Origin of the sequence: Pseudomonas sp. BCRC 81390, from assembly GCF_030341915.1 — a bacterium.
Lineage (GTDB): Bacteria > Pseudomonadota > Gammaproteobacteria > Pseudomonadales > Pseudomonadaceae > Aquipseudomonas.
The window spans coordinates 397,540-420,792 of sequence record NZ_JATAAG010000066.1; the positions used below are offsets into that span (position 1 = coordinate 397,540).

At 63.4% G+C, this 23,253-nt stretch carries 18 protein-coding genes; 13 read left to right on the plus strand and 5 right to left on the minus strand.

What is annotated here, in order from left to right:
- Window positions 1-94 precede the first annotated feature (94 nt).
- From QSV36_RS18435 to QSV36_RS18445, 3 genes are read right to left on the minus strand one after another with little or no spacing between them, the layout of a single operon-like run.
- Window positions 95-1,414: a TldD/PmbA family protein gene (locus tag QSV36_RS18435; RefSeq protein ID WP_289133656.1), complete on the minus strand. Its 1,320-nt coding sequence runs from the start codon at window positions 1,412-1,414 to the stop codon at window positions 95-97.
- On the minus strand, window positions 1,411-2,856 hold the full coding sequence (locus QSV36_RS18440) for a TldD/PmbA family protein (protein ID WP_289133657.1): 1,446 nt from the start codon (window positions 2,854-2,856) through the stop codon (window positions 1,411-1,413). Before QSV36_RS18440 ends, QSV36_RS18435 begins: the two co-directional genes overlap by 4 nt.
- A gap of 31 nt (window positions 2,857-2,887) precedes the next feature.
- Complete coding sequence (locus tag QSV36_RS18445) at window positions 2,888-4,690, minus strand: acyl-CoA dehydrogenase (protein ID WP_289133658.1); 1,803 nt, start codon at window positions 4,688-4,690, stop codon at window positions 2,888-2,890.
- Between the two features lie 304 nt (window positions 4,691-4,994).
- Between QSV36_RS18445 and QSV36_RS18450 the strand changes: the two genes are divergently transcribed.
- Window positions 4,995-5,558 (plus strand): hypothetical protein, encoded by a 564-nt coding sequence (locus QSV36_RS18450; protein ID WP_289133659.1) that lies wholly within the window; start codon window positions 4,995-4,997, stop codon window positions 5,556-5,558.
- A 160-nt stretch (window positions 5,559-5,718) separates the two neighbouring features.
- Window positions 5,719-6,150 (plus strand): hypothetical protein, encoded by a 432-nt coding sequence (locus QSV36_RS18455; RefSeq protein ID WP_289133660.1) that lies wholly within the window; start codon window positions 5,719-5,721, stop codon window positions 6,148-6,150.
- A gap of 96 nt (window positions 6,151-6,246) precedes the next feature.
- Here the strand turns inward: QSV36_RS18455 and putA are convergent, their stop codons facing one another.
- Entirely contained in the window at window positions 6,247-10,200 is a 3,954-nt protein-coding gene (gene putA, locus QSV36_RS18460) for a trifunctional transcriptional regulator/proline dehydrogenase/L-glutamate gamma-semialdehyde dehydrogenase (RefSeq protein WP_289133661.1), read from the minus strand.
- Between the two features lie 68 nt (window positions 10,201-10,268).
- Between putA and QSV36_RS18465 the strand changes: the two genes are divergently transcribed.
- The 10 genes from QSV36_RS18465 to QSV36_RS18510 all read left to right on the plus strand — a co-directional run bounded on the left by QSV36_RS18465 (window position 10,269) and on the right by QSV36_RS18510 (window position 21,353).
- Window positions 10,269-10,451: a hypothetical protein gene (locus tag QSV36_RS18465; protein WP_289133662.1), complete on the plus strand. Its 183-nt coding sequence runs from the start codon at window positions 10,269-10,271 to the stop codon at window positions 10,449-10,451.
- A gap of 107 nt (window positions 10,452-10,558) precedes the next feature.
- A complete protein-coding gene (gene putP, locus QSV36_RS18470; RefSeq protein WP_289133663.1) occupies window positions 10,559-12,037 on the plus strand; it encodes a sodium/proline symporter PutP in 1,479 nt (492 codons plus the stop codon).
- A 106-nt stretch (window positions 12,038-12,143) separates the two neighbouring features.
- Window positions 12,144-12,980, plus strand: a complete 837-nt coding sequence (locus QSV36_RS18475; protein WP_225779478.1) for a 23S rRNA (adenine(2030)-N(6))-methyltransferase RlmJ — start codon at window positions 12,144-12,146, stop codon at window positions 12,978-12,980.
- Between the two features lie 235 nt (window positions 12,981-13,215).
- Window positions 13,216-14,973 carry a carbamoyltransferase family protein gene (locus tag QSV36_RS18480; RefSeq protein ID WP_289133664.1) on the plus strand — a complete coding sequence of 586 codons (1,758 nt, stop codon included), beginning with the start codon at window positions 13,216-13,218 and terminating at the stop codon, window positions 14,971-14,973.
- Window positions 14,957-16,087 (plus strand): glycosyltransferase, encoded by a 1,131-nt coding sequence (locus QSV36_RS18485; RefSeq protein WP_289133665.1) that lies wholly within the window; start codon window positions 14,957-14,959, stop codon window positions 16,085-16,087. Before QSV36_RS18480 ends, QSV36_RS18485 begins: the two co-directional genes overlap by 17 nt.
- Window positions 16,087-16,983: an antimicrobial resistance protein Mig-14 gene (locus tag QSV36_RS18490; protein ID WP_289133666.1), complete on the plus strand. Its 897-nt coding sequence runs from the start codon at window positions 16,087-16,089 to the stop codon at window positions 16,981-16,983. The genes QSV36_RS18485 and QSV36_RS18490 overlap by 1 nt, the downstream gene beginning before the upstream one ends.
- Window positions 16,980-18,383, plus strand: a complete 1,404-nt coding sequence (locus tag QSV36_RS18495) for a PIG-L deacetylase family protein (protein WP_289134219.1) — start codon at window positions 16,980-16,982, stop codon at window positions 18,381-18,383. The genes QSV36_RS18490 and QSV36_RS18495 overlap by 4 nt, the downstream gene beginning before the upstream one ends.
- 44 nt (window positions 18,384-18,427) lie before the next feature.
- Complete coding sequence (locus QSV36_RS18500) at window positions 18,428-19,384, plus strand: glycosyltransferase family protein (RefSeq protein ID WP_289133667.1); 957 nt, start codon at window positions 18,428-18,430, stop codon at window positions 19,382-19,384.
- A 66-nt stretch (window positions 19,385-19,450) separates the two neighbouring features.
- Window positions 19,451-20,224: a glycosyltransferase family 2 protein gene (locus QSV36_RS18505; RefSeq protein WP_289133668.1), complete on the plus strand. Its 774-nt coding sequence runs from the start codon at window positions 19,451-19,453 to the stop codon at window positions 20,222-20,224.
- A gap of 37 nt (window positions 20,225-20,261) precedes the next feature.
- Entirely contained in the window at window positions 20,262-21,353 is a 1,092-nt protein-coding gene (locus QSV36_RS18510) for a glycosyltransferase (RefSeq protein ID WP_289133669.1), read from the plus strand.
- A gap of 3 nt (window positions 21,354-21,356) precedes the next feature.
- Here the strand turns inward: QSV36_RS18510 and QSV36_RS18515 are convergent, their stop codons facing one another.
- Window positions 21,357-21,962, minus strand: coding sequence for a toluene tolerance protein (locus QSV36_RS18515; RefSeq protein ID WP_289133670.1), 606 nt, complete (start codon window positions 21,960-21,962; stop codon window positions 21,357-21,359).
- A 101-nt stretch (window positions 21,963-22,063) separates the two neighbouring features.
- On the opposite strand from QSV36_RS18515, the gene QSV36_RS18520 reads away from it, so the two are divergent.
- Window positions 22,064-23,239 (plus strand): O-antigen ligase family protein, encoded by a 1,176-nt coding sequence (locus tag QSV36_RS18520; RefSeq protein ID WP_289133671.1) that lies wholly within the window; start codon window positions 22,064-22,066, stop codon window positions 23,237-23,239.
- Window positions 23,240-23,253: the final 14 nt, after the last annotated feature.

Sequence of the window (23,253 nt, forward strand, 5' to 3'; positions counted from 1 at the left end):
CAGTGCCTGCCCTTTCGTGGCCAAAGCCGCTCCCACAGGGTTTGTGCGTTTCCTGTGGTAGCGGCTTTGGCCGCGAAAGGGCAGGCAAGTCCAATCACAATGTCAGGGTCAGGTGTTTGACCAGTGCCCCCGGCAAATGACTCGACCCGGTACTGCGCTGCCCATAGGTACTGGTCGACAGGATCATCTCGCGTTCGCGGGTCAGGTCCTCCAGTTGGCTGCCGAGCAGGCTGTACAGGCTGTCATCGAAGCGCATGGTGCGCACCGGCCCCTGGATCTGCCCATTCTCCACCCAGAACGTGGCGAAGCGGGTCAGCCCGGTCATCCGCGCTGCCGGTAGATCCGAGTAGTTCAGGTACCACAGGTTGCTGATGTACAGCCCGGTGCCGAGCCGCTCAAGCACCTGCTCGCTGGGCAAGCTACCGGGTGCCAGGCTGAGCGCGCATGGCGATTCGTAGCTGTCGGCGCCATTGGCCAGCAACCCGAATTCGGCAGCGCTGCGTGCGCTGACCAGCCGTTGCAGCGCCTTGCCTTGCTGGATCAACGGCACGTCCAGGCGCGGCGAGCCCTCATCGGAAAACGCCGGGCTCAGCGAGCCGCTAACCTGCTCGCTGAAGCTCACCAGCGGGCTCAGCCGCGCATCGCCGTTGTAGAGGCGCTGCAGGGCGCTGTTCCCGGTGGCCAGGGCCTGCGCGGAAAACCCGCCCCAGCACAACATGCCGGCAATTTCGTCCATCGCCGCCGGGGCCAGGTAGGCGCGATAGCTGCCAGGCTTCAGGGTAACTGCCGGGCGGCCGAGGAAGCCCAGTTGTTCGCGTGCCTGGCGCAGCCGCGTGGTGAAGTCGTCAGCGCGCCACGCCTGCCCTGCGTAGTTGGCCTTCACCGCCTCGCCATTTGCATGGAACAGGCTCCAGTCGACGTTGAAGCTGTTGGCCTGATGCCAGCCGAAGGCCCCGAACGAGCTGGCGAAGCCCCGGCAGATGGGGCCGGCGGCGTAGATGCCGACCAGGTCAAGGTCGCCGGCTTCGTGCTCGAGCAGGGCCAGTACCTCATTCAGTTCGGGCAGCGGCTGTTGCTGCTGGCTGTGGCTGTGCCAGGCGCTTTCGTCCAGACGCAGGTACGGATCGACGGCCAACAGCGGCAAGGTCTGGCGCAGTTGCTCAAGGGCAGTGTTCAGGCGCTGGCTATCGAGTTGCGCGTCACCGCTCAAGGTCACCTGTTGCTCCGCCTGACGGCCATCGCGGATCAGGCGCAATTGCGCACTGGCCTGGCTCACTTCGCCAGCCTGGCGCACCTTGGCGTGATTGAAACGCACGAACTGCGACTGCTCGGCACTGTAGCCGAGGGTGAACTGCTCGCCCGTTCGCAAGGCTTTGTTCAGCTCCGCGACCAAGGTTTCGAAAGCGTTCTTCACGAGGCGTCTCCTCCGAATACATCAATCTGGCGGAACACGCAGGCTGGCGAGGCGTGACCAACCCGTACCACCTGGTTGGGTTCGCCTTTGCCGCAGTTGGGCGTACCCAGCACCTGGAAGGTGCTGCGATCACCGACCGCCGCCAGGTTACGCCAGAAATGCGCGGAAATGCCGCGGTAGTTGGGGTTCTTGACGATGTCCTTGAGTTCGCCATCTTCGATCAGCTGGCCCCATTCGCAGCCGAACTGGAACTTGTTGCGCGCGTCGTCGATGGACCAGGAGCGGTTGGTGCGCATCAGAATACCGTGCTCGATACCCTCGATCAGCTGGCTCAGCGACTTGTCCCCCGGCTCGATGTTGAGGTTGGCCATGCGGTCGATCGGCGCACGGTTCCAGCCGCAGGCACGGCTGTTGGCCACGCCGTCGAGGCCGGAGCGGAATTGCGACAGCGCACCGCCCAGCGGGCGCAGCAACAGGCCGTCGCGGATCAGGAACTGCTTGCTGGCCGGGGTCCCGTCATCATCGAAGCTGTAGCTGGCCAGCTCTTCGCCGATGGTCGGGTCGAAGGTCACGTTCAGCAGGCTGGAGCCATATTGCAGCTGGCCGAAATCGCTGGTTTTGACGAAGCTGGTGCCGGCGTAGTTGCGCTCGTCGCCGAGGATGCGGTCCATCTCCAGCGGGTGGCCGATCGATTCGTGAATCTGCAGCATCATCTGGTCCGGCATCAACAACAGGTCACGCGGGCCGCTGGGGGTGTTCGGCGCCAGCAGCAGTTGCAGCGCCTCGTCTGCCACCCGGCGGGCGGCACCCACCAGGCCACAGCGCTCGATGACTTCGAAGCCGCCCTGCTGGCCGAAGTTGTCACGGCCCAGGCTGCGGCTCTGGCTGTCCTGGCCGTCGCTGGCGGTGACCCCGACGCCGGGGAACAGGAAGCGTTGCGCATGGCGCAGTTGCGCGCCGGCCGAATTCAGGTAGGTCTGCTCGACCAGGCTGATGCCCAGGCTGGCCTGCCAGTCCACCAGGCGGCTGTCCTTGGGCACGCTGGCCGATTCCGCCGCGAGCAAGCCCAGGCAGTCGGCGAGGGAGGGCACAGGCTGGTCGAAGTTGGGCGAAATGTGGTCATGCTGGGCACTGGTCACTGCCTGCCCGCGCAGGTCCAGCAGGCTGTGCCTGGCGATCTGCCGAGCCAGTGCCTCGGCGTGCTCCAGCGCGCGTTGCAGGCCGCCCTGGGACAGGTCGGCGGTGGCGGCATAGGCCTCTACGCCATTGACCCGCACGGTGAGCATGGCGCCTTCGTCCTGGCTGAACAGCGGCGGCTCTGCAACATTGCGACGTACCGACAGCGCCTGGTGCGACTGTTTCACATGGCGCAGGGAAAACAACTCGGCCGTACTGCGCAGCGCGGCGAAGCGCTGGCGCAGCAGGGCGCTGGAATCGAACATGCGGAAGCCTCCGTGTACACGGTGGCTCCCCCTAGAACCACCCGTCTTGCATGGCGAGGCAGGTATCGTCGCGCGCCTCGAGCAATGCCAGCTCATTATGGCAGCCTGGTACTTCCCAGGTCAGGAAATAACGTGCGGCCTGTAGCTTGCCGAGGTAGAAGTCGCGGTCGAGCGGGCTGCTCTTGCGCAGGCCAAGCTCGGCGTGAATGGCCTGTTCCAGCCAGCGCCAGCCGATCACGCAATGGCCGAAGACCTTGAGGTACAAGGCCGAGTTGGCCAGGGCGCCGGCGACTTTGCCCTGGGCCAGGTCACCAAGCAGGGCCAGGGTGGTGGCTTGCAGGCGGTTGACCAGTTGTTCCAGCGGCTGGCGCAGCGGGTCGAGGCTGGGGTGGTGGCTGGCGCGCTCGCCGGTGGCGGCGATCAGGCGGATCAGCTGCTTGAGACCTGCGCCATTGTTCTGCGCCAGCTTGCGACCGAGCAGGTCGAGCGACTGGATGCCCTCGGTGCCTTCGTGGATCGGGTTCAGGCGGTTGTCGCGATAGTACTGCTCGACGGGATATTCACGGGTGTAGCCGTGGCCGCCAAGAATCTGGATCGCCAGTTCGTTGGCCTTGAGGCAGAACGTCGAGGGCCAGGACTTGACGATCGGGGTCAGCAGGTCGAGCAGGTCTTGCGCTTGGTTACGGGCGCTTTCAGCAGCGGCGGTATGGGTGTCGTCGAACAGGCGTGCGGCGTACAGGCCCAGGTCGAAGGCGCCCTCTACATAGGCCTTCTGTGCCAGCAGCATGCGCTTCACATCCGTGTGCTCGACAATCGGCACCGCCGGGCTATGCGGGTCCTTGTTGTCCGGTAGCCGGCCCTGCGGCCGCTGGCGGGCATAGTCCAGCGAGTACAGGTAACCGGCATAGCCGAGCATTACGGCGCCCATGCCGACGCCGATGCGGGCTTCGTTCATCATCTGGAACATGCAGGCCAGGCCCTGGTGCGGCCGGCCGACCAGGTAGCCGACGCACTGGCCGTTGTCGCCGAAGTTCAGCGCGGTGGACGTGGTGCCACGCCAGCCCATCTTGTGGAACAGCCCGGCCAGCAGCACATCGTTGCGCGGGCCGCGGCTGCCGTCCGGGTTGACCAAGTACTTCGGCACGATGAACAGCGAGATACCCTTCACCCCGGGCAGGGCGTCCGGCAGCTTGGCCAGCACCATGTGCACGATGTTATCCGACAGTTCGTGGTCGCCGCCGGAAATGAAGATCTTGTTGCCCTTGAGCCGGTAGCTGCCGTCATCGGCAGGCTCGGCACGGGTGCGGATATCGGCAAGCGAAGAGCCGGCATGGGGTTCGGTCAGGGCCATGGTGCCGAAGTAACGGCCCTCGATCATCGGCTGCAGGAACAGGCGTTTCTGTTCTTCGCTACCGAAGCTCTCGATCAGGTTGGCTGCGCCCATGGTCAGGAACGGGTAGGCCGTGGTGCCGGCGTTGGCGGCCTGGAAGTGGGCGAAGCAGGCCTGTGAGACCAGGCTGGGCAACTGCATGCCGCCGACCTCGAAGTCGCGGTTGGCGTTGAGGAAGCCGGCTTCGAGGAAGGCGTCGATGGCAGGTTTCACTTCCGGGATCAGTTCGGCGCGGCCATCGACGTAGCGCGGCTCGTTTTCGTCGGCTTTGCGGTTGTGCGGGGCGAAGAACCTTTCGGCGATGGTGCGGGCGGTGGTGAGCGCCGCATCGAAGGTTTCACGGCTGTGCTCGGCAAAGCGCGGGCGCTGGGTCAAGGCTTCGGCGTCGAGTACTTCGTAGAGCTCGAAGGCCAGGTTGCGGGGGCTGAGCAGGGTCTCGGGCATGGTCGCGGTCCTGAGGCGGGATGCTGCGAGTCTAGGCGGATAGGGAGGGGTGCGGGAGGTTAATAGGTTTGGGTGATATGGGTTTAGAAAGCTGGGGCCCCTGGGCGGTGCCTTTGGCGTGAGACCACAGGAGTGTGTTGATGCGGGGAACTGCGCATTACCAGTAGGAGGCACGAGAAAAGCCGAACAGGCACAGAAAAAAACCGAGACGTTTCCCACAAGTCGGAGTGGATTTGGACTATCGCGGACCACGTGGCATTTGGCCTTGAATGTGCTCTTTGGTTTTCACAAGGCGACGTTTCAGATGAATGATGTCAACAGTAATGACTTGACAGCTGTCCAACGCGATCAGCTGCCCTTCTTCGTAGTTTCGCCTATGAAGTTTGGCGTAATGACCTTCTTCACCATGGGCTTCTACTGGCTGTATTGCTTCTATCAAAGCTGGAAGCTGTATGGAGCCAGAACAGGTGAAAAGGTCAGCCCGTTCTGGCGAAGCTTTTTTGCGCTTTTCTTCATCTATCCACTACTGAGAAGAGTGAATGACCATATTCGCGACTCAGATAGAAGCTATTCATGGTCCATCCTGGCGCTCACGCTGGGCTACTACGGTATGTGCGTTGTTTGGGTGGTCACCAGCATTGTTCTGGAGAACCGACTGTGGGAAGCCTATTTTGCGGGGCTGGTGTCCCATGCTGCCTGGCTGATCGTTCTGGTACCCATGCAAAAAGGCACCAACTTTAGTGCGGGTGACAAAGAAGGGTTGGCCAACAGCCGTTTCACGCTGGCCAATTGGCTATGGATGTTACTGTTTATCGCGCTTGGAACAGCACAGCTGTTTGCTTTGATCGCACTGTCATCCATGGTTTGAGCGGGTTTCTCTGCTGCGTGTAGAAGCGGCCCCCAGGTTTCAGTTCCACTGCTGAAATTGCTGGGGCCGCGTGGCGGCCGTTTCGCGACGCGAGATCGCTCCACAGAAAGCGGTACTTCTGCGAAAACTGGAGGTGACATTGGAGAGCTCGAGCTTGAGCATGTATAGAACCGCTTTCCTGTTCTGGGGAGGCATGGATGCGTTCTACCTCTTTCTTTACGTCCTTCGCAGCATGGCGCGAGGCGCGATACCTTTCTGGACGGATTTCAACGATGGATTGCACAACATGCAGAACTGGGGAGGAGGGCTGGAGTTCATAGTCTGGCTGGGCCTGGCTCTGCAGCTCTCCTTGATCGTGACTTGCGTGTTGTTTCTTCTGCGTTGTCGGGTGGCGGTCTACCTGGCGATGGTGCAGATCCCCTTTCGTATCTTTTTTTTCGTTCCTTCGATATCCACGTTCCTGGTTTGGCCGATGCTGGTTTCCAATACGGGTTATTCGGTGTGGCTTGGGCTGATGCTACTTTCGGAGGGCGGCAAAAGCTGGTGTCTCTGGTGGCTCTGGCGATGTGATGGACAAAGCGCTCATGGATGATGCTGAGTTGGGCAGGAAGAAGGCCTGATTTTCAACTCAGTGCCCATAAAAAAAGGAGAGCCGAAGCTCTCCTTTCTCTTCAACAACCCTCAGCCATCAGCCAATGGTCATCAGGCTGGCGTTACCACCCGCCGCCGCAGTGTTAACACTCACCGCCCGCTCGATCACCAGGCGCTCCAGCGCAATCTGATGATCGCCGCTGGACAGCCCGTGCACACCGACGATCGCCCCGGCACGCTTGGCCACCTGCTGGCACACGCCGCGCAGCTGGTCCGAGTCGCCATGGTGGATCACGGCGTCGAACGCCACTTCGTCCTTGCTCCAGTCCGCCACCAGCTTGACCTTGGCCTGCAGCTCTTTCGGCAGGCGAGCGCGCAGGGCCTTGCCAGGTTCACCGTCTACCCACATCGCCGAGCTACCCACAGCCAGCACTGCAGCGAACTGCGCCAGCAGGTCGGCTTCGTTGTCAGCCAGGCACAGCACGTGCTCACGCGGCAGGATGGTGTAGCTGTTGCGCTCGCCGGTCGGGCCTGGCAGCAGGCGGGCAATGCCGCTCTGCGACTGGCTGGCGAACTGGCTGCACAGCGCGGCCAGGTCGGCATGCTGGTTGCTTTCGGCCCAGGCTTTCAGGCCGTGCAACGGCTTGATCAACTGCTCGTGCAGGGTGCGGTCTGGTTTGCCTTCGCCGTCCTGCTGCTGGAAGTGGCGACCAATCGCGTCCGCCGGGCGGGTCGACAGCAGGCGGTACAGGTACAGCGGGCCGCCGGCTTTCGGGCCGGTGCCGGACAGGCCTTCACCACCGAACGGCTGCACACCCACCACTGCACCGACGATGTTGCGGTTGACGTACATGTTGCCGGCATTGGCGGTTTCCACCACCTTGGCAATGGTCTCGTCGATGCGGGTGTGCACGCCGAGGGTCAGGCCGTAACCGGAATTGTTGATCTGCTCGATCAGCTGGTCGAGGTTGCGGCGGTTGTAGCGCACCACGTGCAGCACCGGGCCGAAGATTTCACGCTTCAGTTCGTCGAAGCTTTCCAGTTCGATCAGGGTCGGCATGACGAAGGTGCCGCGCTTGATCTCGGCGGCATCGGCAATCGCCACCTGGTAGACCGGGCGGCCTTTCTCGCGCATGCCCTGGATGTGCTTCTCGATGCCGGCCTTGGCTTCGGCGTCGATCACCGGGCCGATGTCCACCGCCAGGCGGTCCGGGCTGCCCAGGCGGCTTTCGGCCATGGCGCCCTTGAGCATTTCGATCACGCGGTCGGCGGAATCTTCCTGCAGGCACAGCACGCGCAGTGCCGAGCAACGCTGGCCGGCGCTGTCGAAGGCCGAGGACACCACGTCGATCACTACCTGCTCGGTCAGCGCCGAGGAGTCGACGATCATCGCGTTCTGGCCGCCGGTTTCGGCGATCAGCGGGATCGGGCGGCCCTGGTTGTCCAGGCGGCCGGCGACGTTGCGCTGCAGCAAACGGGCAACTTCGGTGGAGCCGGTGAACATCACGCCCTTGACGCGCTCGTCACCGACCAGGCCGGCACCGACGGTTTCGCCACGGCCTGGCAGCAGTTGCAGCACGCCTTCCGGAATGCCGGCTTCCAGCAGCAGGCGCACGGCCTGGGCGGCGATCAGCGGGGTCTGCTCGGCCGGCTTGGCCAGCACCGGGTTACCGGCGGCGAGGGCCGCGGCCACTTGGCCGGTGAAGATCGCCAACGGGAAGTTCCACGGGCTGATGCACACCACCGGGCCCAGCGGGCGGTGGGCGTCGTTGCTGAAGTCGTTGCGTGCCTGCACCGCGTAGTAGCGCAGGAAGTCTACCGCTTCACGCACTTCGGCGATGGCGTTGGCGAAGGTCTTGCCGGCTTCGCGGATGAGCAGGCCCATCAGCGGCTGGATTTCGGCCTCCATCAGGTCGGCGGTGCGTTCCAGGATGGCAGCACGTTCGGCCGGCGGGGTGGCCTGCCAGATCGGTGCGGCATTCAGGGCGCACTGGATGGCGTTGTCGACGTCGGCGACAGTGGCTTCCTGCACATGGCCGACCACGTCGCGGTGGTCCGCCGGGTTCAGTACGGCGACGGCAGCGCTCTCGCTGGCGGCGCAGGCCAGCAGCGGGGCAGCTTTCCAGTCGTTGTGGGCGGTTGCCAGCATGGCGCACGACAGCGATGCCAGGCGGTGTTCGTTGGCCATGTCGATGCCGGCCGAGTTGGCCCGCTCGCTGCCATACAGCTCACGCGGCAGCGGGATGCGCGGGTGCGGCAGGCCGATGCTGCCTTCCTGGGTGCCCATGCGCTCGATGCTGGCGACCGGGTCGGCGACCAGTTCCTGGATGGAGATGGAATGGTCGGCGATGCGGTTGACGAACGAGGTGTTGGCGCCGTTCTCCAGCAGACGACGCACCAGGTAGGCCAGCAGCGTTTCGTGGGTGCCGACCGGTGCATAGACGCGGCACGGGCGGTTCAGCTTGCCTTCGGAAATCTTGCCGACCACTTGCTCGTACAGCGGTTCGCCCATGCCGTGCAGGCACTGGAACTCGTACTGGCCCGGGTAGTAGTTCTGCCCGGCAATATGATAGATGGCCGACAGGGTGTGGGCATTGTGGGTGGCGAATTGCGGGTAGATCGCTTCTGGCACGGCCAGCAGCTTGCGGGCGCAGGCCACGTAGGACACGTCGGTGTACACCTTGCGGGTGTACACCGGGTAGCCTTCCAGGCCTTCGACCTGGGCGCGCTTGATCTCGCTGTCCCAGTAGGCGCCTTTCACCAGGCGGATCATCAGGCGGTGGCGGCTGCGCTTGGCCAGGTCGATGACGTAGTCGATCACGTAAGGGCAGCGCTTCTGGTAGGCCTGGATGACAAAGCCGATACCGTTCCAGCCGGCCAGCGAAGGCTCGAAGCACAGGCGCTCGAGCAGGTCGAGCGATAGCTCCAGGCGGTCGGCTTCCTCGGCGTCGATGTTCAGGCCGATGTCGTACTGCTTGGCCAGCAGGGTCAGCGACAGCAGGCGCGGGTACAGCTCTTCCATCACGCGCTCGTACTGGGCGCGGCTGTAGCGCGGGTGCAGGGCCGACAGCTTGATCGAGATGCCCGGGCCTTCATAGATGCCACGGCCATGGGAGGCCTTGCCGATCGAGTGGATGGCCTGCTCATAGGACGCCAGGTACTTCTGCGCGTCATGCTCGGTCAGTGCGGCTTCGCCGAGCATGTCGTAGGAATAGCGGAAGCCCTTGGACTCGAAGCGGCTGGCGTTGGCCAGGGCTTCGGCGATGGTTTCGCCGGTGACGAACTGCTCGCCCATCAGGCGCATGGCCATGTCGACGCCCTTGCGGATCATCGGCTCGCCGCTCTTGCCGATAATGCGGGTAAGCGAGGCAGTGAGGCCGGATTCGTTGTGGGTGGACACCAGCTTGCCGGTCAGCAGCAAGCCCCAGGTGGCGGCGTTGACGAACAGCGACGGACTGTTGCCCAGGTGCGGCTGCCAGTTGCCGGTGCTGATCTTGTCGCGGATCAGCGCGTCACGGGTGCCCTTGTCGGGGATGCGCAGCAGGGCTTCGGCCAGGCACATCAGCGCCACGCCTTCCTGGGACGACAGCGAGAATTCCTGCAGCAGGCCCTGGACGATACCGGCACGGCCGCCGGCGCTCTTCTGGTTACGCAGTTTTTCGGCGAGGCCAGCGGCCATCTTGTTGGTCGCCTCGGCCAGCGGGGCACTCAGGCGAGCCTGCTCCAGCAGCATCGGCACCACTTCCTGTTCGGGGCGGCGGTAGGCGGCGGTAATCGCCGAGCGCAGCACCGACTGCGGCAGGATGCTCTCGGCGAACTCGAGGAAGCACTGGTGGCTGTGGTCGGGCTGGATTTCGCCAGCGTCGTCGGCCAGGTTGCTGGCGTGACCGTTGAGTTCGGTCAGGGTGGCACCACCCTCGAGCTTCTCCAGGTAGTTGAAGATCGCTTGCTTGATCAACCAGTGCGGCGTGCGGTCAATGGACTGCGCAGCTGCCTTGAGTCGCTCACGGGTCGGGTCATCGAGTTTGACCCCAAGGGTGGTCGTCGCCATTTCTTATCCTCGTTATTGCCACGGCTGTGGCCTAAGCTGGCGCCAAGAGTAGCTGTAGGACAATTCGGGTGCAACCAGGTGCAACCCTAATTTTTGCTGAAAAAGGTGCAACTCGTCAGCTGGCCGATCGTGGAAGTTTAAAAGGCGTGTTTTCGGTGCGTTTTATTCTGAAAACCGGCCTGATTGCTCCAAAAAGGAGCAAGAAATCGGCTTTATCGGAAAATCCGCGGGCAGGTGCAACTTGCCGGTGAAAAATGGTTGCACCCGCTTCGCGTTGTTGCATAGCATTCGCCGCCTGGGTGCAACCGCCATGGCTGCGGTTGTGCATGAGATAAAAACAAACGCCAGGGCACACATAATGGGCAACCCACTAACGATCACGTTCGTGATCTACATCGCGGCAATGGTGCTGATCGGCTTCGCGGCCTATCGCTCCACCAAGAACCTTTCCGACTACATCCTTGGCGGTCGCAGCCTGGGCAGCGTGGTGACCGCGCTCTCCGCCGGTGCTTCCGACATGAGCGGCTGGCTACTGATGGGCCTGCCGGGCGCCATCTATTTCTCTGGCCTGTCCGAAGCCTGGATTGCCATCGGCCTGACCGTCGGCGCCTACCTCAACTGGCTGTTCGTTGCCGGCCGGCTGCGCGTGCAGACCGAGCACAACGGCGATGCGCTGACCCTGCCGGACTACTTCTCCAGCCGTTTCGAAGACCATAGCGGCCTGCTGCGGATCATTTCGGCCATCGTGATCCTGGTGTTCTTCACCATCTACTGCGCTTCCGGCATCGTCGCCGGTGCCCGTCTGTTCGAGAGCACCTTCGGCATGCCGTACGAAACCGCGCTATGGGCCGGTGCGGCGGCGACCATTGCCTATACCTTCATTGGTGGCTTCCTGGCGGTGAGCTGGACCGATACCGTGCAGGCCTCGCTGATGATCTTCGCGCTGATCCTCACCCCGGTGATCGTGCTGATCTCCACTGGCGGCTTCGACCAGACCTTCGCCGCTATCGAGGTGGTGAACCCGGCTCACTTCGACATGTTCAAGGGCGCGACCTTCATCGGCATCATTTCGCTGATGGGTTGGGGCCTGGGCTACTTCGGTCAACCGCACATCCTGGCGCGCTTCATGGCCGCCGACTCGGTGAAATCGATTGCCAACGCCCGCCGTATCTCCATGACCTGGATGATCCTTTGCCTGGCCGGCACCTGCGCCGTGGGCTTCTTTGGCATCGCCTATTTCTCGGCTCATCCTGATCTGGCTGGCCCGGTCACCGAGAACCACGAGCGTGTGTTCATCGAGTTGGCCAAGATCCTGTTCAATCCGTGGATCGCCGGTGTGCTGCTGTCGGCCATCCTGGCAGCGGTGATGAGTACCTTGAGCTGCCAGTTGCTGGTGTGCTCCAGCGCCCTGACCGAAGACTTCTACAAGGCCTTCCTGCGCAAGAGCGCTTCGCAGGTCGAGCTGGTGTGGGTCGGTCGCCTGATGGTCCTGGCCGTGGCCCTGATCGCCATCGCCATGGCCGCCAACCCGGAAAACCGTGTACTGGGCCTGGTGGCTTACGCCTGGGCCGGTTTCGGTGCCGCATTCGGTCCGGTGGTGCTGATTTCGGTGCTGTGGAAAGGCATGACCCGTAACGGCGCACTGGCCGGTATCGTGGTCGGTGCGCTGACCGTGATCCTGTGGAAGAACTTCGACACCCTCGGGCTGTACGAAATCATCCCGGGCTTCCTGTTCGCCAGCATTGCCATCGTCGTGGTGAGCAAGTTGGGCAGCCCTTCGAAAGCGATGGTGCAGCGCTTCGAAACGGCTGATGCGGCGTACCACGCTGACAAGTAACACCGGTTGAATCGGCGGCGCCTGCCTGGCGGGCGCCGCCGATCGACAGCCAGGCCTGACTCCGCCTGCAAGGCAAGGTAAACTTGCCACCCCCGCAGGAGTTGCCATGAATTATCGTCACGCCTTCCACGCCGGCAACCACGCCGACGTCCTCAAGCACATCGTGCTGACCCGCCTCATCGCCCTGATGTCGCGCAAGGAGCAGCCGTTCGCCTACATCGATACCCACGCAGGGCTCGGCTTGTACGACCTGCAAGGCGACCAGGCAACCCGCACCGGCGAATACCTGGAAGGGGTGGCCCGCCTGTGGAATCGCGATGACCTGCCGGCCATGGCCGCTGACTACCTGCGCATCATCAAGCGCCTGAACGCTGATGGCGAGTTGCGCTATTACCCCGGTTCGCCCGAGCTGGCCCGCCGCCTGATGCGTCAGCAGGACCGCGCCCTGCTCAACGAGAAGCACCCGGAAGACGGGCCGCTGCTCAAGGAGAACATGAAGAAGGACCCGCGCGTGGTCGTGCACCTGGGCGAAGGCTGGCATGTGCCGCGAGCCCTGCTGCCGGTGCAGGAAAAGCGCGCGATCATGCTGATCGACCCGCCGTTCGAGCAGGCTGATGAACTGAAGCGCTGCACTACGGCGATGAAAGAAGCGATCAGCCGCATGCGCCAGACGGTCGCGGCCATCTGGTATCCGATCAAGGACCAGCGCTCGCTGACCCGTTTCTACCAGGACCTGACCAGCACCGGCGCACCGAAGCTGCTGCGTGTCGAGCTGTACGTGCACCACCAGGACAGCCCGCAGGGCCTGAATGGTTCGGGCCTGGCCATCGCCAATCCGCCGTGGGGGCTGGAGGACGAACTGAAGGAACTGCTGCCCTGGCTGGCCAGGGAGCTGGCACAGACTGCCGGCAGCTACCGCATGGACTGGCTGATCGCCGAATAGTCAGCACTGCAATCCCCTGCAGGAGCAGCCTCGTGTCGCGAACGGCTGCAAAGCGGCCCCGGCAATTTCTGCTGCGAAGCTGAAAACCTGGGGCCGCTTTGCGGCCTGTTCCCGACACAAGGCCGCTCCTACAACGACCGCGCAGTTCGTGATCTTTGCGTTATAATCCCGCCCTTTAGCCGCCACCCGCCCGATGGGCCGCTGGCGCATTTCTACGAATGAAGAGGCTGATCCCTTGGCATTGACGATTCTTGGCCTGTCCGGCGCCCTTAGCCATGACCCTTCCGCGGCCCTGTACATAGACGGCAAGCTGGTTGCCGCCGCCGAAGAAGAGCGCTTCGTGCGTGACAAGCATGCGAAGAACCGCATGCCCTACGAGTCGGCGAAGTTCTGCCTGGAGCAGGCCGGCATCAAGCCATCCGATGTCGACGTGGTAGCTATTCCGTTCGCCCCGATCAGCCTGTTCGGCAAGGCACGCTGGCACTACGCCAAGCGTTACTGGTACGCCCCGGATCGTGCCCTCGACGCCATCCTCATGGGCAACCGCCGCTACAAGCGCTACCGCAAGAAGATCGTCTGGTGCCTGGAGCAGTTGGGCTTCGATCCGAAAAAGGTCAAGATCGAGCCGGTCGAGCACCACCTGGCCCACGCCTCCAGCGCCTACCACTGCTCGGGCTTCAAGGAAAAGACCGCGATTCTCGGCATCGACGGTAAAGGCGAGTATGCCACCACCTTCTTTGGCTACGGCGAAAACGGCAAGATCCACAAGATCAAGGAATTCTTCGACCCGGACTCGCTCGGTGGCCTGTACGGCGCAATCACCGAGTTCCTCGGCTTCGAGATGCTCGACGGCGAGTTCAAGGTCATGGGCATGGCGCCATATGGCGACGCCAGCAAATACGATTTCTCGCGCCTGGCCAGCTTCGAAAACGGCGAGCTGGTGATCAACACCGAATACGCCAACGTGATCGGCCTGCGTCGCTATAAAGAAAAGGGCAAGGGCTTCTACTTCTCGCCGAAGCTGATCGAATGGCTGGGTCCCAAGCGCGAAGGCGACATCGCCGACGAGCCGTACATCCATTACGCAGCCAGCATGCAGGCGCTGTTCGAGAAGATCGCCCTGCAGATGATCGACCATTACCTGGGCGACACCCTGCGTGAAACCGGCAAGCTGGCCTTCGCTGGCGGCTGCGCGCTGAACGTCAAGCTCAACCAGAAGATCATCGCCCGTTCCGATGTGAAGGAACTGTTCGTGCAGCCGGCCTCCGGTGACGCCGGTACCGCCGTGGGCGCCGCCGCCTACGTTTCCCACGCCCGTGGCGTGCCGGTCGAGAAGATGGAGCACGTCTACCTCGGCCCGTCGTACTCCAACGAGGACGTGATCGCCGCCTGTGCCCGCCACCCGAACGCGCCGAAGTGGCGCAAGCTCGACGACATGCCGCAGCGCATCGCCCGGATCATGGTCGATGGCAACCCGGTGGCCTGGTTCCAGGGCCGCATGGAGTTCGGCCCGCGTGCCCTGGGTGGCCGCTCGATCATCGGTTGCCCAAGCGTGCCGGGTGTGGCCGACCGCATCAACGAGCAGATCAAGTTCCGCGAACGCTGGAGACCTTTCTGCCCGTCGATGCTCGACACCGTCGCCCCGCACATGATCAAGGTCGACCACCCTGCGCCGTTCATGACCTTCACCTTTGAAGTGGCTGAAGAGTGGAAGACTCGCGTGCCGGAGGTGGTCCACGAGGATGGCACCTCGCGGGCCCAGGTGCTCAAGCGCGAATACAACCCGCGCTACTACGACATGATGAAGGCGCTGGAGGACCTGACCGGCAATGGCGTGTCGCTCAACACGTCGCTGAACCGCCGTGGTGAACCGATGATCTGCTCGCCGACCGACGCCTTGAACATGTTCTTCGGCTCGGATCTGCAGTACCTCATCATGGAGGACATCCTGGTGGTGAAGGACGGCGCAGCCCCGTATGACCAGCCGCTCTGAGCCGCGCATCCTGCAGTTCTGCCATGGCTATGACGGGCCATTCCTGGACTGCGCCCGTCAGTATGCCAGCCTGTTCCAGGGGCATGGCTACCAGGTGACCACGGTGTTCCTCACCGGCGCTGCCGACCCGCATGTGGCGGCCGGCTGTGCGTCGGACGAGGTATTGTTCCTCGAGTTCAGCTCCAAGGCCGTGCGTGGCCTGAAGCTCGGCGCTATCCGCGCATTGCGGCGGATAGCGGCCGAGCGCAATTTTGCCTTCTGCATTGCCCATCGTTTCAAGCCGATCTATGTCGCGCTGCTGGGTACCGGCCTGCCGGTGATTGGCGTGCACCATGCCTTCGGCGACTATCAGCGCAAGGGCCGCCGGCTGTTCGCCAACCTGTTCAGCAAGCGCTTGAGCCTGCTCGGGGTATCGGACGCCGTGCGTGACGACATGCGTCGCTGTCTGCCGCAGTGGCCGGCAGAGCGTATCCAGACCCTGTACAACCGCATCGACATCGAAGCCCTGCAAGCGGCTTTGGTGCCGCGCGTCGAAGCCCGTCAGGCCCTGGGCCTGGATGCGCAGGCATGGATTGTCGGCAATGTCGGGCGCCTGCACCCGGACAAGGACCAGGCCACCCTGTTGCGTGGCTTTGCCGAAGCGCTGCCGGGGCTGCCGACTGGCGCACGTCTGGCGATCCTCGGCAAGGGCCGCCTGGAGGCCAGGCTCAAGGCGCTGGCCGCCGAGCTGGGCATTGCCGGGCAGGTCGATTTCCTTGGCCAGGTGCCAGACGCACGCCGCTATTTCCAGGCGTTCGACGTGTTCGCCCTCAGTTCCGACCATGAGCCGTTTGGCATGGTCCTGCTCGAGGCGATGGTCGCCGGAGTTCCCGTGCTGGCTACGGCCTGTGGCGGTGCGCGCGAAGTGGTCGAGGGGGTTGGCGTGCTGTTCCCGCTGGGTGATGCCGGGCAGTTGGCCCAAGGCCTGAAGCACATGGCCGTGCTCGATGAGCCGCAGCGCCAGGCCTGTGCCGCACACATGCTACTGCGTCTGCGTGAGCGCTTCTCCGACCAGGCGGTGCGCGAAGCCTTCTGGCAGCTGCCGCAAGTCCGCTCTCTGGTAGGGAAGGCTTGATGCTCAACCGTATCCAGGCCTTCCGCGAACGCGGTTGGCAAGCCATCGACGCGAAGGCCTACGCCGAGGCATGGGCCCGCTTCGGCGGCAGCGTCGCTACCCATCCGCTGGTGGTCGAACAACTGGCCGACCTGGCGCAGCTCCCGGTGCGTTACCTGGGGTGGCACCAGGCCGGCGTGCTGAAGGCCGCCCTCCCGGCCTGGGGGCACCACCTGGCGCTGTCCAAGGATGTGCTCAAGCGTAGCGGCAAGAAAGCCCTGTTCGACCTGGGCAATGCCGAAATCATCCTGCCGGCGGCGGCCGATGCCGCTGCGCCGTTGCGCCATACGGCGCGTTACCTGTCCGAACTGAACCAGGGCCGCTTCAGTGGCCTCAAGGCGCAGAAGGAACAGCTGGCCATGGCGCGTGCGCCGGAAGACCTGTCGAAGAAGTTCCGCTACAACCAGCGCCGCGAGCTGCGCCTGCTGGAAGAGGCGGGCGGCGTGGTGAGTCCGATCGGCGACTTCAGCGCTCAGGAGATTGCCTGCATGTACTGCGACCTGTTCCAGCGTCGCTGGGGTTTCCCGGCCACCGGGGCCGAGCGCATGGCCGATGTGCTGGAGCGCCTGCGCGAGCTGCTGATCGGTTCGGTGTTGCTGCTGGACGGCAAGCCGATTGCCATCCAGCTGGTGTACCGCGTCGAAGCGCCCGAGTGGGTCAGTGTCGAGTACATCAATGGCGGTGTCGACCCGGAAACCAAGGCTTTCAGCCCTGGTAGCGTGTTGAGCTTCCTCAATACCCAGGCTGCCTGGGAGGATGCCCGGGCGCGCAACAAACCGCTGCGGTTCTCGTTCGGCCGTGCCGACCGCGAATACAAGGACCGCTGGTGCAACCCCGTGCCGGTGTATCAGGCGTGAGCCGCAAGCAGCAGTTGCTCAAGCGCCATCGGCGCAACAAGCGCCTGAGCTTGTTGGCGGGCCTGGTCGCGCTGGTCGCCCTGGGGGTATTCAGCTGGTGGTGGCTGCCGCTGCTGCTGTTGCCGCTGTTGTGGGCGGGGCACGAAGCCTGGTTTGCCGACCATCTGTTCTATGCGCCCAGCGAGGACTACGCCTACGACTTCGGCGATCAGGCCCGGGCGGTTGCCGCCAGGCTGGAGGGTGATCTGCTCAAGGCCGACTGCGTGCTGCAAGGCAACGAAACCCTGATCCTCGAACTGCGAGTGACAAGTAGCTGGCTGGGGCGCTTGTTCGATCCGAAGGTCGACATTCTGGTCAGCGAGCAGGGCGATCGGCAAACCTTCGAGCGCGGCGTCGATGGCGTGCGTTTTCTCAACCTGACCGGCCTGGCCGCGCCTCTGCAGGGCGGCTCGTTGCGCCTGCGTGGCCGCCATTGTCGCTTGCTCGGCCAGCCGCGCCTGTGGATATCCCCGGCGGTTGAATTGCAGCGGCGGCGGGTGATGGTGATCGCGCCGCATGCCGATGATGCCGAGCTGGCTGCTTACGGTCTCTACAGCCAGGCCGACGAAGCCTGGGTGGTGACTCTGACCGCCGGTGAAATCGAGGCTGAGCACTACCAGCAGATGGGCCTCGCCAAGGCCGAGGCTGCACGGTTGAAAGGCCGCCTGCGGGCCTGGGACAGTATCGCCGTGCCACGCTGGGCCGGGGTCCCGGAATCGCGCTGCGTGCAACTGGGCTATTTCTGCCTGCAACTGCCCGCCATGCAGGCCGCGCCAGACCAGCCGGCCGCTTCCCGTGAGGCCGGCCTTGCCGATATCCGCCTGTTCCGCCAGTTCAACCCGTTCCCACTGCCGGCCGATGGCGATGGCGCGCCGACCTGGCACAACCTGCTTGCCGACCTGCGGGCCTTGCTGGCAATGGCCAGGCCGCATGTGCTGGTGATGCCGCACCCGCAGCTCGACCCGCACCCCGACCACATCTGCGCCCAGGCCGCAGTTCTGGAAGCCTTGCAAGGCCAGGCCTGGCAGCCGCAAACCTTGCTCTGCTACGCCAACCACCTGCATGACAACGACCGTTGGCCGATGGGCGACAGTGGCGATGGTGTAGCCCTGCCACCGCAGATGAGCGCTGATCAGGCCTGGGCGCCCTGCAGCCTGGTGCTCGACCTGGTGACCCAGCGCGACAAGGCCATGGCCCTGGGCATGATGCACGACCTGCAGCCGCCCGCGCCGTTCAAGCGCCGGGTACGCCGCTGGTTGCAGCGTTGGCTGGCCGGGCGCAGGCCATCGCCGTACGGCGAGAACGAGTTCTTCCGCAAGGCCGTGCGCCGACATGAACTGTTCTGGCGGCGTGAGCTGTAGCCCCCATGGTTGACCGCGATGGCGCAGAGCGCCCAAGGAAAGCAATGAAAGTCCTATTTCTGGTGCAGAAGGAACAGCGGGCCATTCTCGACCGCCTGTACGATGGCGTCGCGGCCAACTGCGAATGCGACCTGCGCTGGCTGACCAGCGAAGACCAGCGCAACCTGCGCCGCTATTTCAAGCGGGAGGTGGAGGTCGAGCGCTATGACCGCATCGTGTTCTTCCTGCGTTTCAAGCAGGAAATTCGCCAGGCGGCGTTCATCCGCACGGTGCCGAACCTGGTCATCCTCGAGCATGACGCCTACCAGAACTACATCCCGTGCAAGTACACCGGCAAGTTCAGTGCGCATTATCGCCAGCTGCCATGGGCGCGGGTTATCAGTTCCGGCTACATGGTCAGCGAGCGCCTGCGCCAGGAAGGGTTCGATGCCGTGTTCGTACCCAAGGGCTACGACGAGCAGTTACTCAGTGATCAGGGGCGCGAGCGTGACATCGAGCTGGCGTTTGTCGGCAGCACCAACAGCGTAGCCTACAGCGGACGCAAGGCGCTGCTGGACGAGCTGGGCCGGGTCGAGAACCTGGTGGTGACCCGTACCAAATCGGGCGAGGATTACTGCAACACGCTCAATCGGATCCGCTTCTTCGTCAGTGCCGATGTCGGCATGGGCGAATACATGATCAAGAACTTCGAAGCCATGGCCTGCGGCTGTGTGTTGCTGGCGTATGACCAGGGCGAGGAAGAAAACCGCGCGTTGGGCCTGCAAGACATGCACAACGTGGTGTTTTATGACAGCATCCCGACCCTTCAGGAAAAACTCCGTTGCTTGCGTGCAGACCCTGCACTGGCCCGGCAGATTGCCGAAAATGGTCGCCATCTGGCGGTTTCCCGTTTCAGTTTCGGGGCCGTTGGACGTAGCATCGTCGACCACATGCGCCCGGCGCTCAGGCCCCACCCGCCGTTGTCTGCATGGCAGCGGCTGCGCCTGAAGCTGGGTATCTAACACAAGAACTTTCGCCCGTACGGAGCGGGTGTTGAAAGTCGATAGTCGCAAGGCGGAGGGAGTCCGGTGCGCTTTTCAAATGAGAGTGATGTCACGCTCGTCGTGACCAGCTGTGGGCGGTTCGATCTGCTCAAAGATACCCTTGAGAGTTTCGATCGCTACAACACCGCGCCCATTCGTGAGGTATTCATTACCGAGGATTCCGGTGACGATGCCGTGCACGCCGCTGTGCCGGAGCATTGGAAACCGCACTGCAAGGTGTTCGTCAACCGGCCCAAGCTCGGCCAGTTGCCGTCCATCGACCTGGCCTACAGCCACGTCAGGACGCCGTACATCTTCCACTGCGAGGATGACTGGCATTTCTACCGCCAGGGCTTCGTCGAAGACTCGCGGGCCATTCTGCAGGCCAGCCCCGACCTGTTGCAGGTGTGGCTGCGCAGCCATGCCCATGACTTGGCCATCCACAGCCCCTATATCCACCTCGGTGATCGTCAGGTAATTGCCGGTGTGCCTTGTTATCCGCTGCTGTCCGACAAGGCCGAGTGGCAGGCCTTTTCGCTCAACCCTGGGCTGCGCCGGCTTGCCGACTACCAGCGCTGCGCGCCATTTGCTGCCTATTCTGGGGAAAAGGCTCTTTCCCGACGCTATGCTGAGTTAAATCTGACAGCGGTCACTCTGGAGGGTGATGCAGTATTGCACACCGGCTTTGGTAACCACGTGACCTTGCCCATCGAAGTGGAGCGCAAGGCCAAACGTCGTAAGCGGGATCGGATCAAGTTGGCATTGACGTTGGTGGCAGGTGCCGTGATCGGCATGGTAATCACACTATTTGTTCAATGAAGTCACTGTCCCACCTGACATGAGCGGGAACGGACCCATGAACATCGTCAATATGATGTGGGCGGGCGGAACGCCGTACATGTCCATCCACAAGGTGCATCGGCAAGTGTTGTCGCACGCGGGGGCCGATGCCCGGATCAGCAACTGGCTGCTGCTCGGTAGCGGGCTGTGTTGTGGGCTCGGCTCGACCCGGGAGTGGCACATGCCGCCACGGGCCCTGAAAGGGCGGCACTTGTGGCGCCTTTTGCGTCCATGGTTGCGCATGCGCTTGCGCAAGGCGCTGGACGAGGCCCAGGCAGAAGTGGTGCTGCTCGACGGCGTCGGCGTGGCGCGGCTGGTGTTGCCGTTGCTGCAGCAGGTTCCGCGGGTGCGCGCCAAGGTGCTGTTCCACGGCAAGACGCGGCTGAGTGCCAGTGATGTGCACCTGCTACGCATGTTCTCGGCAGAGCGGCTGAGCATTGCCGCTGTTTCGCAGACGCTCGCTGCGGCGCTTGAAAATGACCTCGGCAGGCCGGTGCAGACGCTGCGCATGGCCCTGGATCCTCGGGCTTTCGCCGAGCCGTTGTTGAGCCGCGAAGTGGCCAGGCAAGTGCTGGATTTGCCAGCGGCCAGCGGTCTGCTGCTGGGCGCGGTCGGGCGGCTGGTGGAGAGCAAAGGCTTCGAGATGCTGGTCGAGGCCTTTGCCAAGGCCAGCGCGCGCCAGCCGGGGCTGCAATTGGCGATCATCGGTGAAGGCCCGCTGCGTGCGGCGCTGCAGGCGCGTATCGATGCGCTGGGCCTGGCCGGGCGCGTACACCTGAGCGGACACCGCGACGACCTGCAGCAACTGTACCGTGCGTTCGACTGGCTCATGGTTCCTTCGCGTTCCGAAGGCCTGGGGCTGGTGGTTCAGGAAGCGGTCATGGCCGATGTACCGGTGGTCTGCAGCGACCTGCAGGTATTCCGTGAGCAGTTGCAGGATACGGGTTGCTACCTGCCAATTGCCGATGAAGACGCTTGGGCCGAGGCGATCGAGCAATGCACGACGCGCGATGCCCCTGCAACGGCCGCCCGGCAGCGTCGGGCGCTGGCCCCGGAGCAGGCCTGGCAGGCGTTCTGCAACGACTCGCATAACCTGCTGCGCGGTTGACTTTCAGCGCGCCAGCAGGGCTGCCTCGAAGGCGGCAACGGGGAATCGGTCACCGAGGTTCTCCCGCTCGATGTAGCGCACCATGTGCTGCACGTTGCGACGAATCATGCGCGCCGACAGGGGCGCGCGCAGGAAACGCATGTCCGCCACGTCGATCAGGCCCAGCTGATGCTCGGGGGTAACCACCACATTGCCCAGATGCAGGGAACGGAAGTACACACCGCTGCGATGCAACTGGCGGATCAGCTCGATCAGGCGCGGCAGGTAGATATCCCAGCTGAAACCTTGGTCGCGCGACATCTGCAGCAAGGTCCGCCCTGGCAGCGGGCGGTACAGCACTGCAGTGCGGCCTGGCAGGTCGAGCTTGTGCTGGCTGATCACTTCCAGGGTGGGGATGCCCATTTGCGCCAGGCGTGCGGCATTGTCGACGAAGCGCTGCGAGTACGGGCGCAGCAGTGCAGATGAAATCAGACGCTTGCGGCGAAAAACCTTGAGGAAATTACCATCCGCGAGCAGGTAGACTTTGGCGCCATGGCTGTCTGCCTCAAGCACCTGAGCGCCTTGTGTCAGCTGATCGAAGTCGACCTGGGGGAGCCGGGAGCATTGCATGGATAGGGCCTTGTCGTCTGTCGAGCAAAATGACCGGCAATAATGCCGAAAATAATGCAGTAGCACCATGGATGGTGTCTTTGATTCATCGGGGGAAAAGGATGTTGTATCAAAAAAGCTGGGCTCGAGCCTGGTTGGGCCTGGGTCTGGTCTGGTTCCTGGCGGCCATCGCCCTGGCACCCAGCAACAAGATTTATCAGCAAGGCCTGGTGTTGTTCCTGTGGTTGCCCACGCTGGTCCTGGCCTGGTCTGCCAGGCAGGTTCTGGTACAAGCCTGGAAGCATCAGCCAGCTTTGTGGGGCAGTGTGCTGTTGCTGTTGGCGTGGAGCGGGCTGAGCCTGGCATGGTCGATAGCAGAAGATCCGGGACGGGAGATCAAGCGGCTGCTTTACATCCTCGTCTTCCTGCTGGCGTTCCCATTGCTGGCCCAGCTTGGCCAGGCACGCATTCGCCAGCTGCTGCTGGCCGGCAGCGCCTTGCTGGCCGTTGCCGCGCTGGTTTCCGTGATCCATTTCTACGGCATGCAGGCCCAGCCTTTGCTGGCCCGCCTGCAAGGCATCGGTGAAATATCGCACCCGATCCTGGGCGCTTATGTCATCGGCTCGGCTGTGCTCTTCCTGCTTTACCTGCCGCCACAGCAACGCGGCCTGCAGCTGTTGTGGCTGGCAGCGCTGGCCTGTCTGGGTGCGTTCGCCATGCTCAGCCAGAGCCGTGGCGCGGTCCTGGCTCTGGTGCTTACCGTGATCCTGGCCCCGCTGTGGTTCCGTGACCGGCATAGCCGAGTGTTTTCGATCCTGGCGGCCACCGCCACTGGTCTGGCTTTCTACCTGGCATATGACCTGATCGCCCAGCGCGGCTCGTCCTACCGGCCGGAAATCTTCCATGCCGTGGTCGACATGATTGCCGCACATCCATGGACCGGCCTCGGCCTGGGGGCAGCCTACGACGTGAGTGCGGTGGGCAAGCACTTCGACCACACCCATAACATGTTCACCCATATCGCGGTGGAAATCGGCCTGCCCGGCATGCTGCTATGGGTCTTGGTATGGCTGTACACGCTAGGTGAGATTGTACGCGCACGCGACACACTGTTCGGCAAGATCCTGCTCGGCTTCTGGGTCTATTCGACCCTGGCCATGCAGTTCGACGCCGCCAGCCTCACCGGTACTCCACGTGCCGAATGGTTCATCAGCTGGCTGCCCGTGGGCCTGGCCATGTTGCTGCCATGGGGGCGTGCCGAAAATGACGCCTGTGGTAAAATTTCCGGTTCAACCTGAACAGCGAGCTCGAT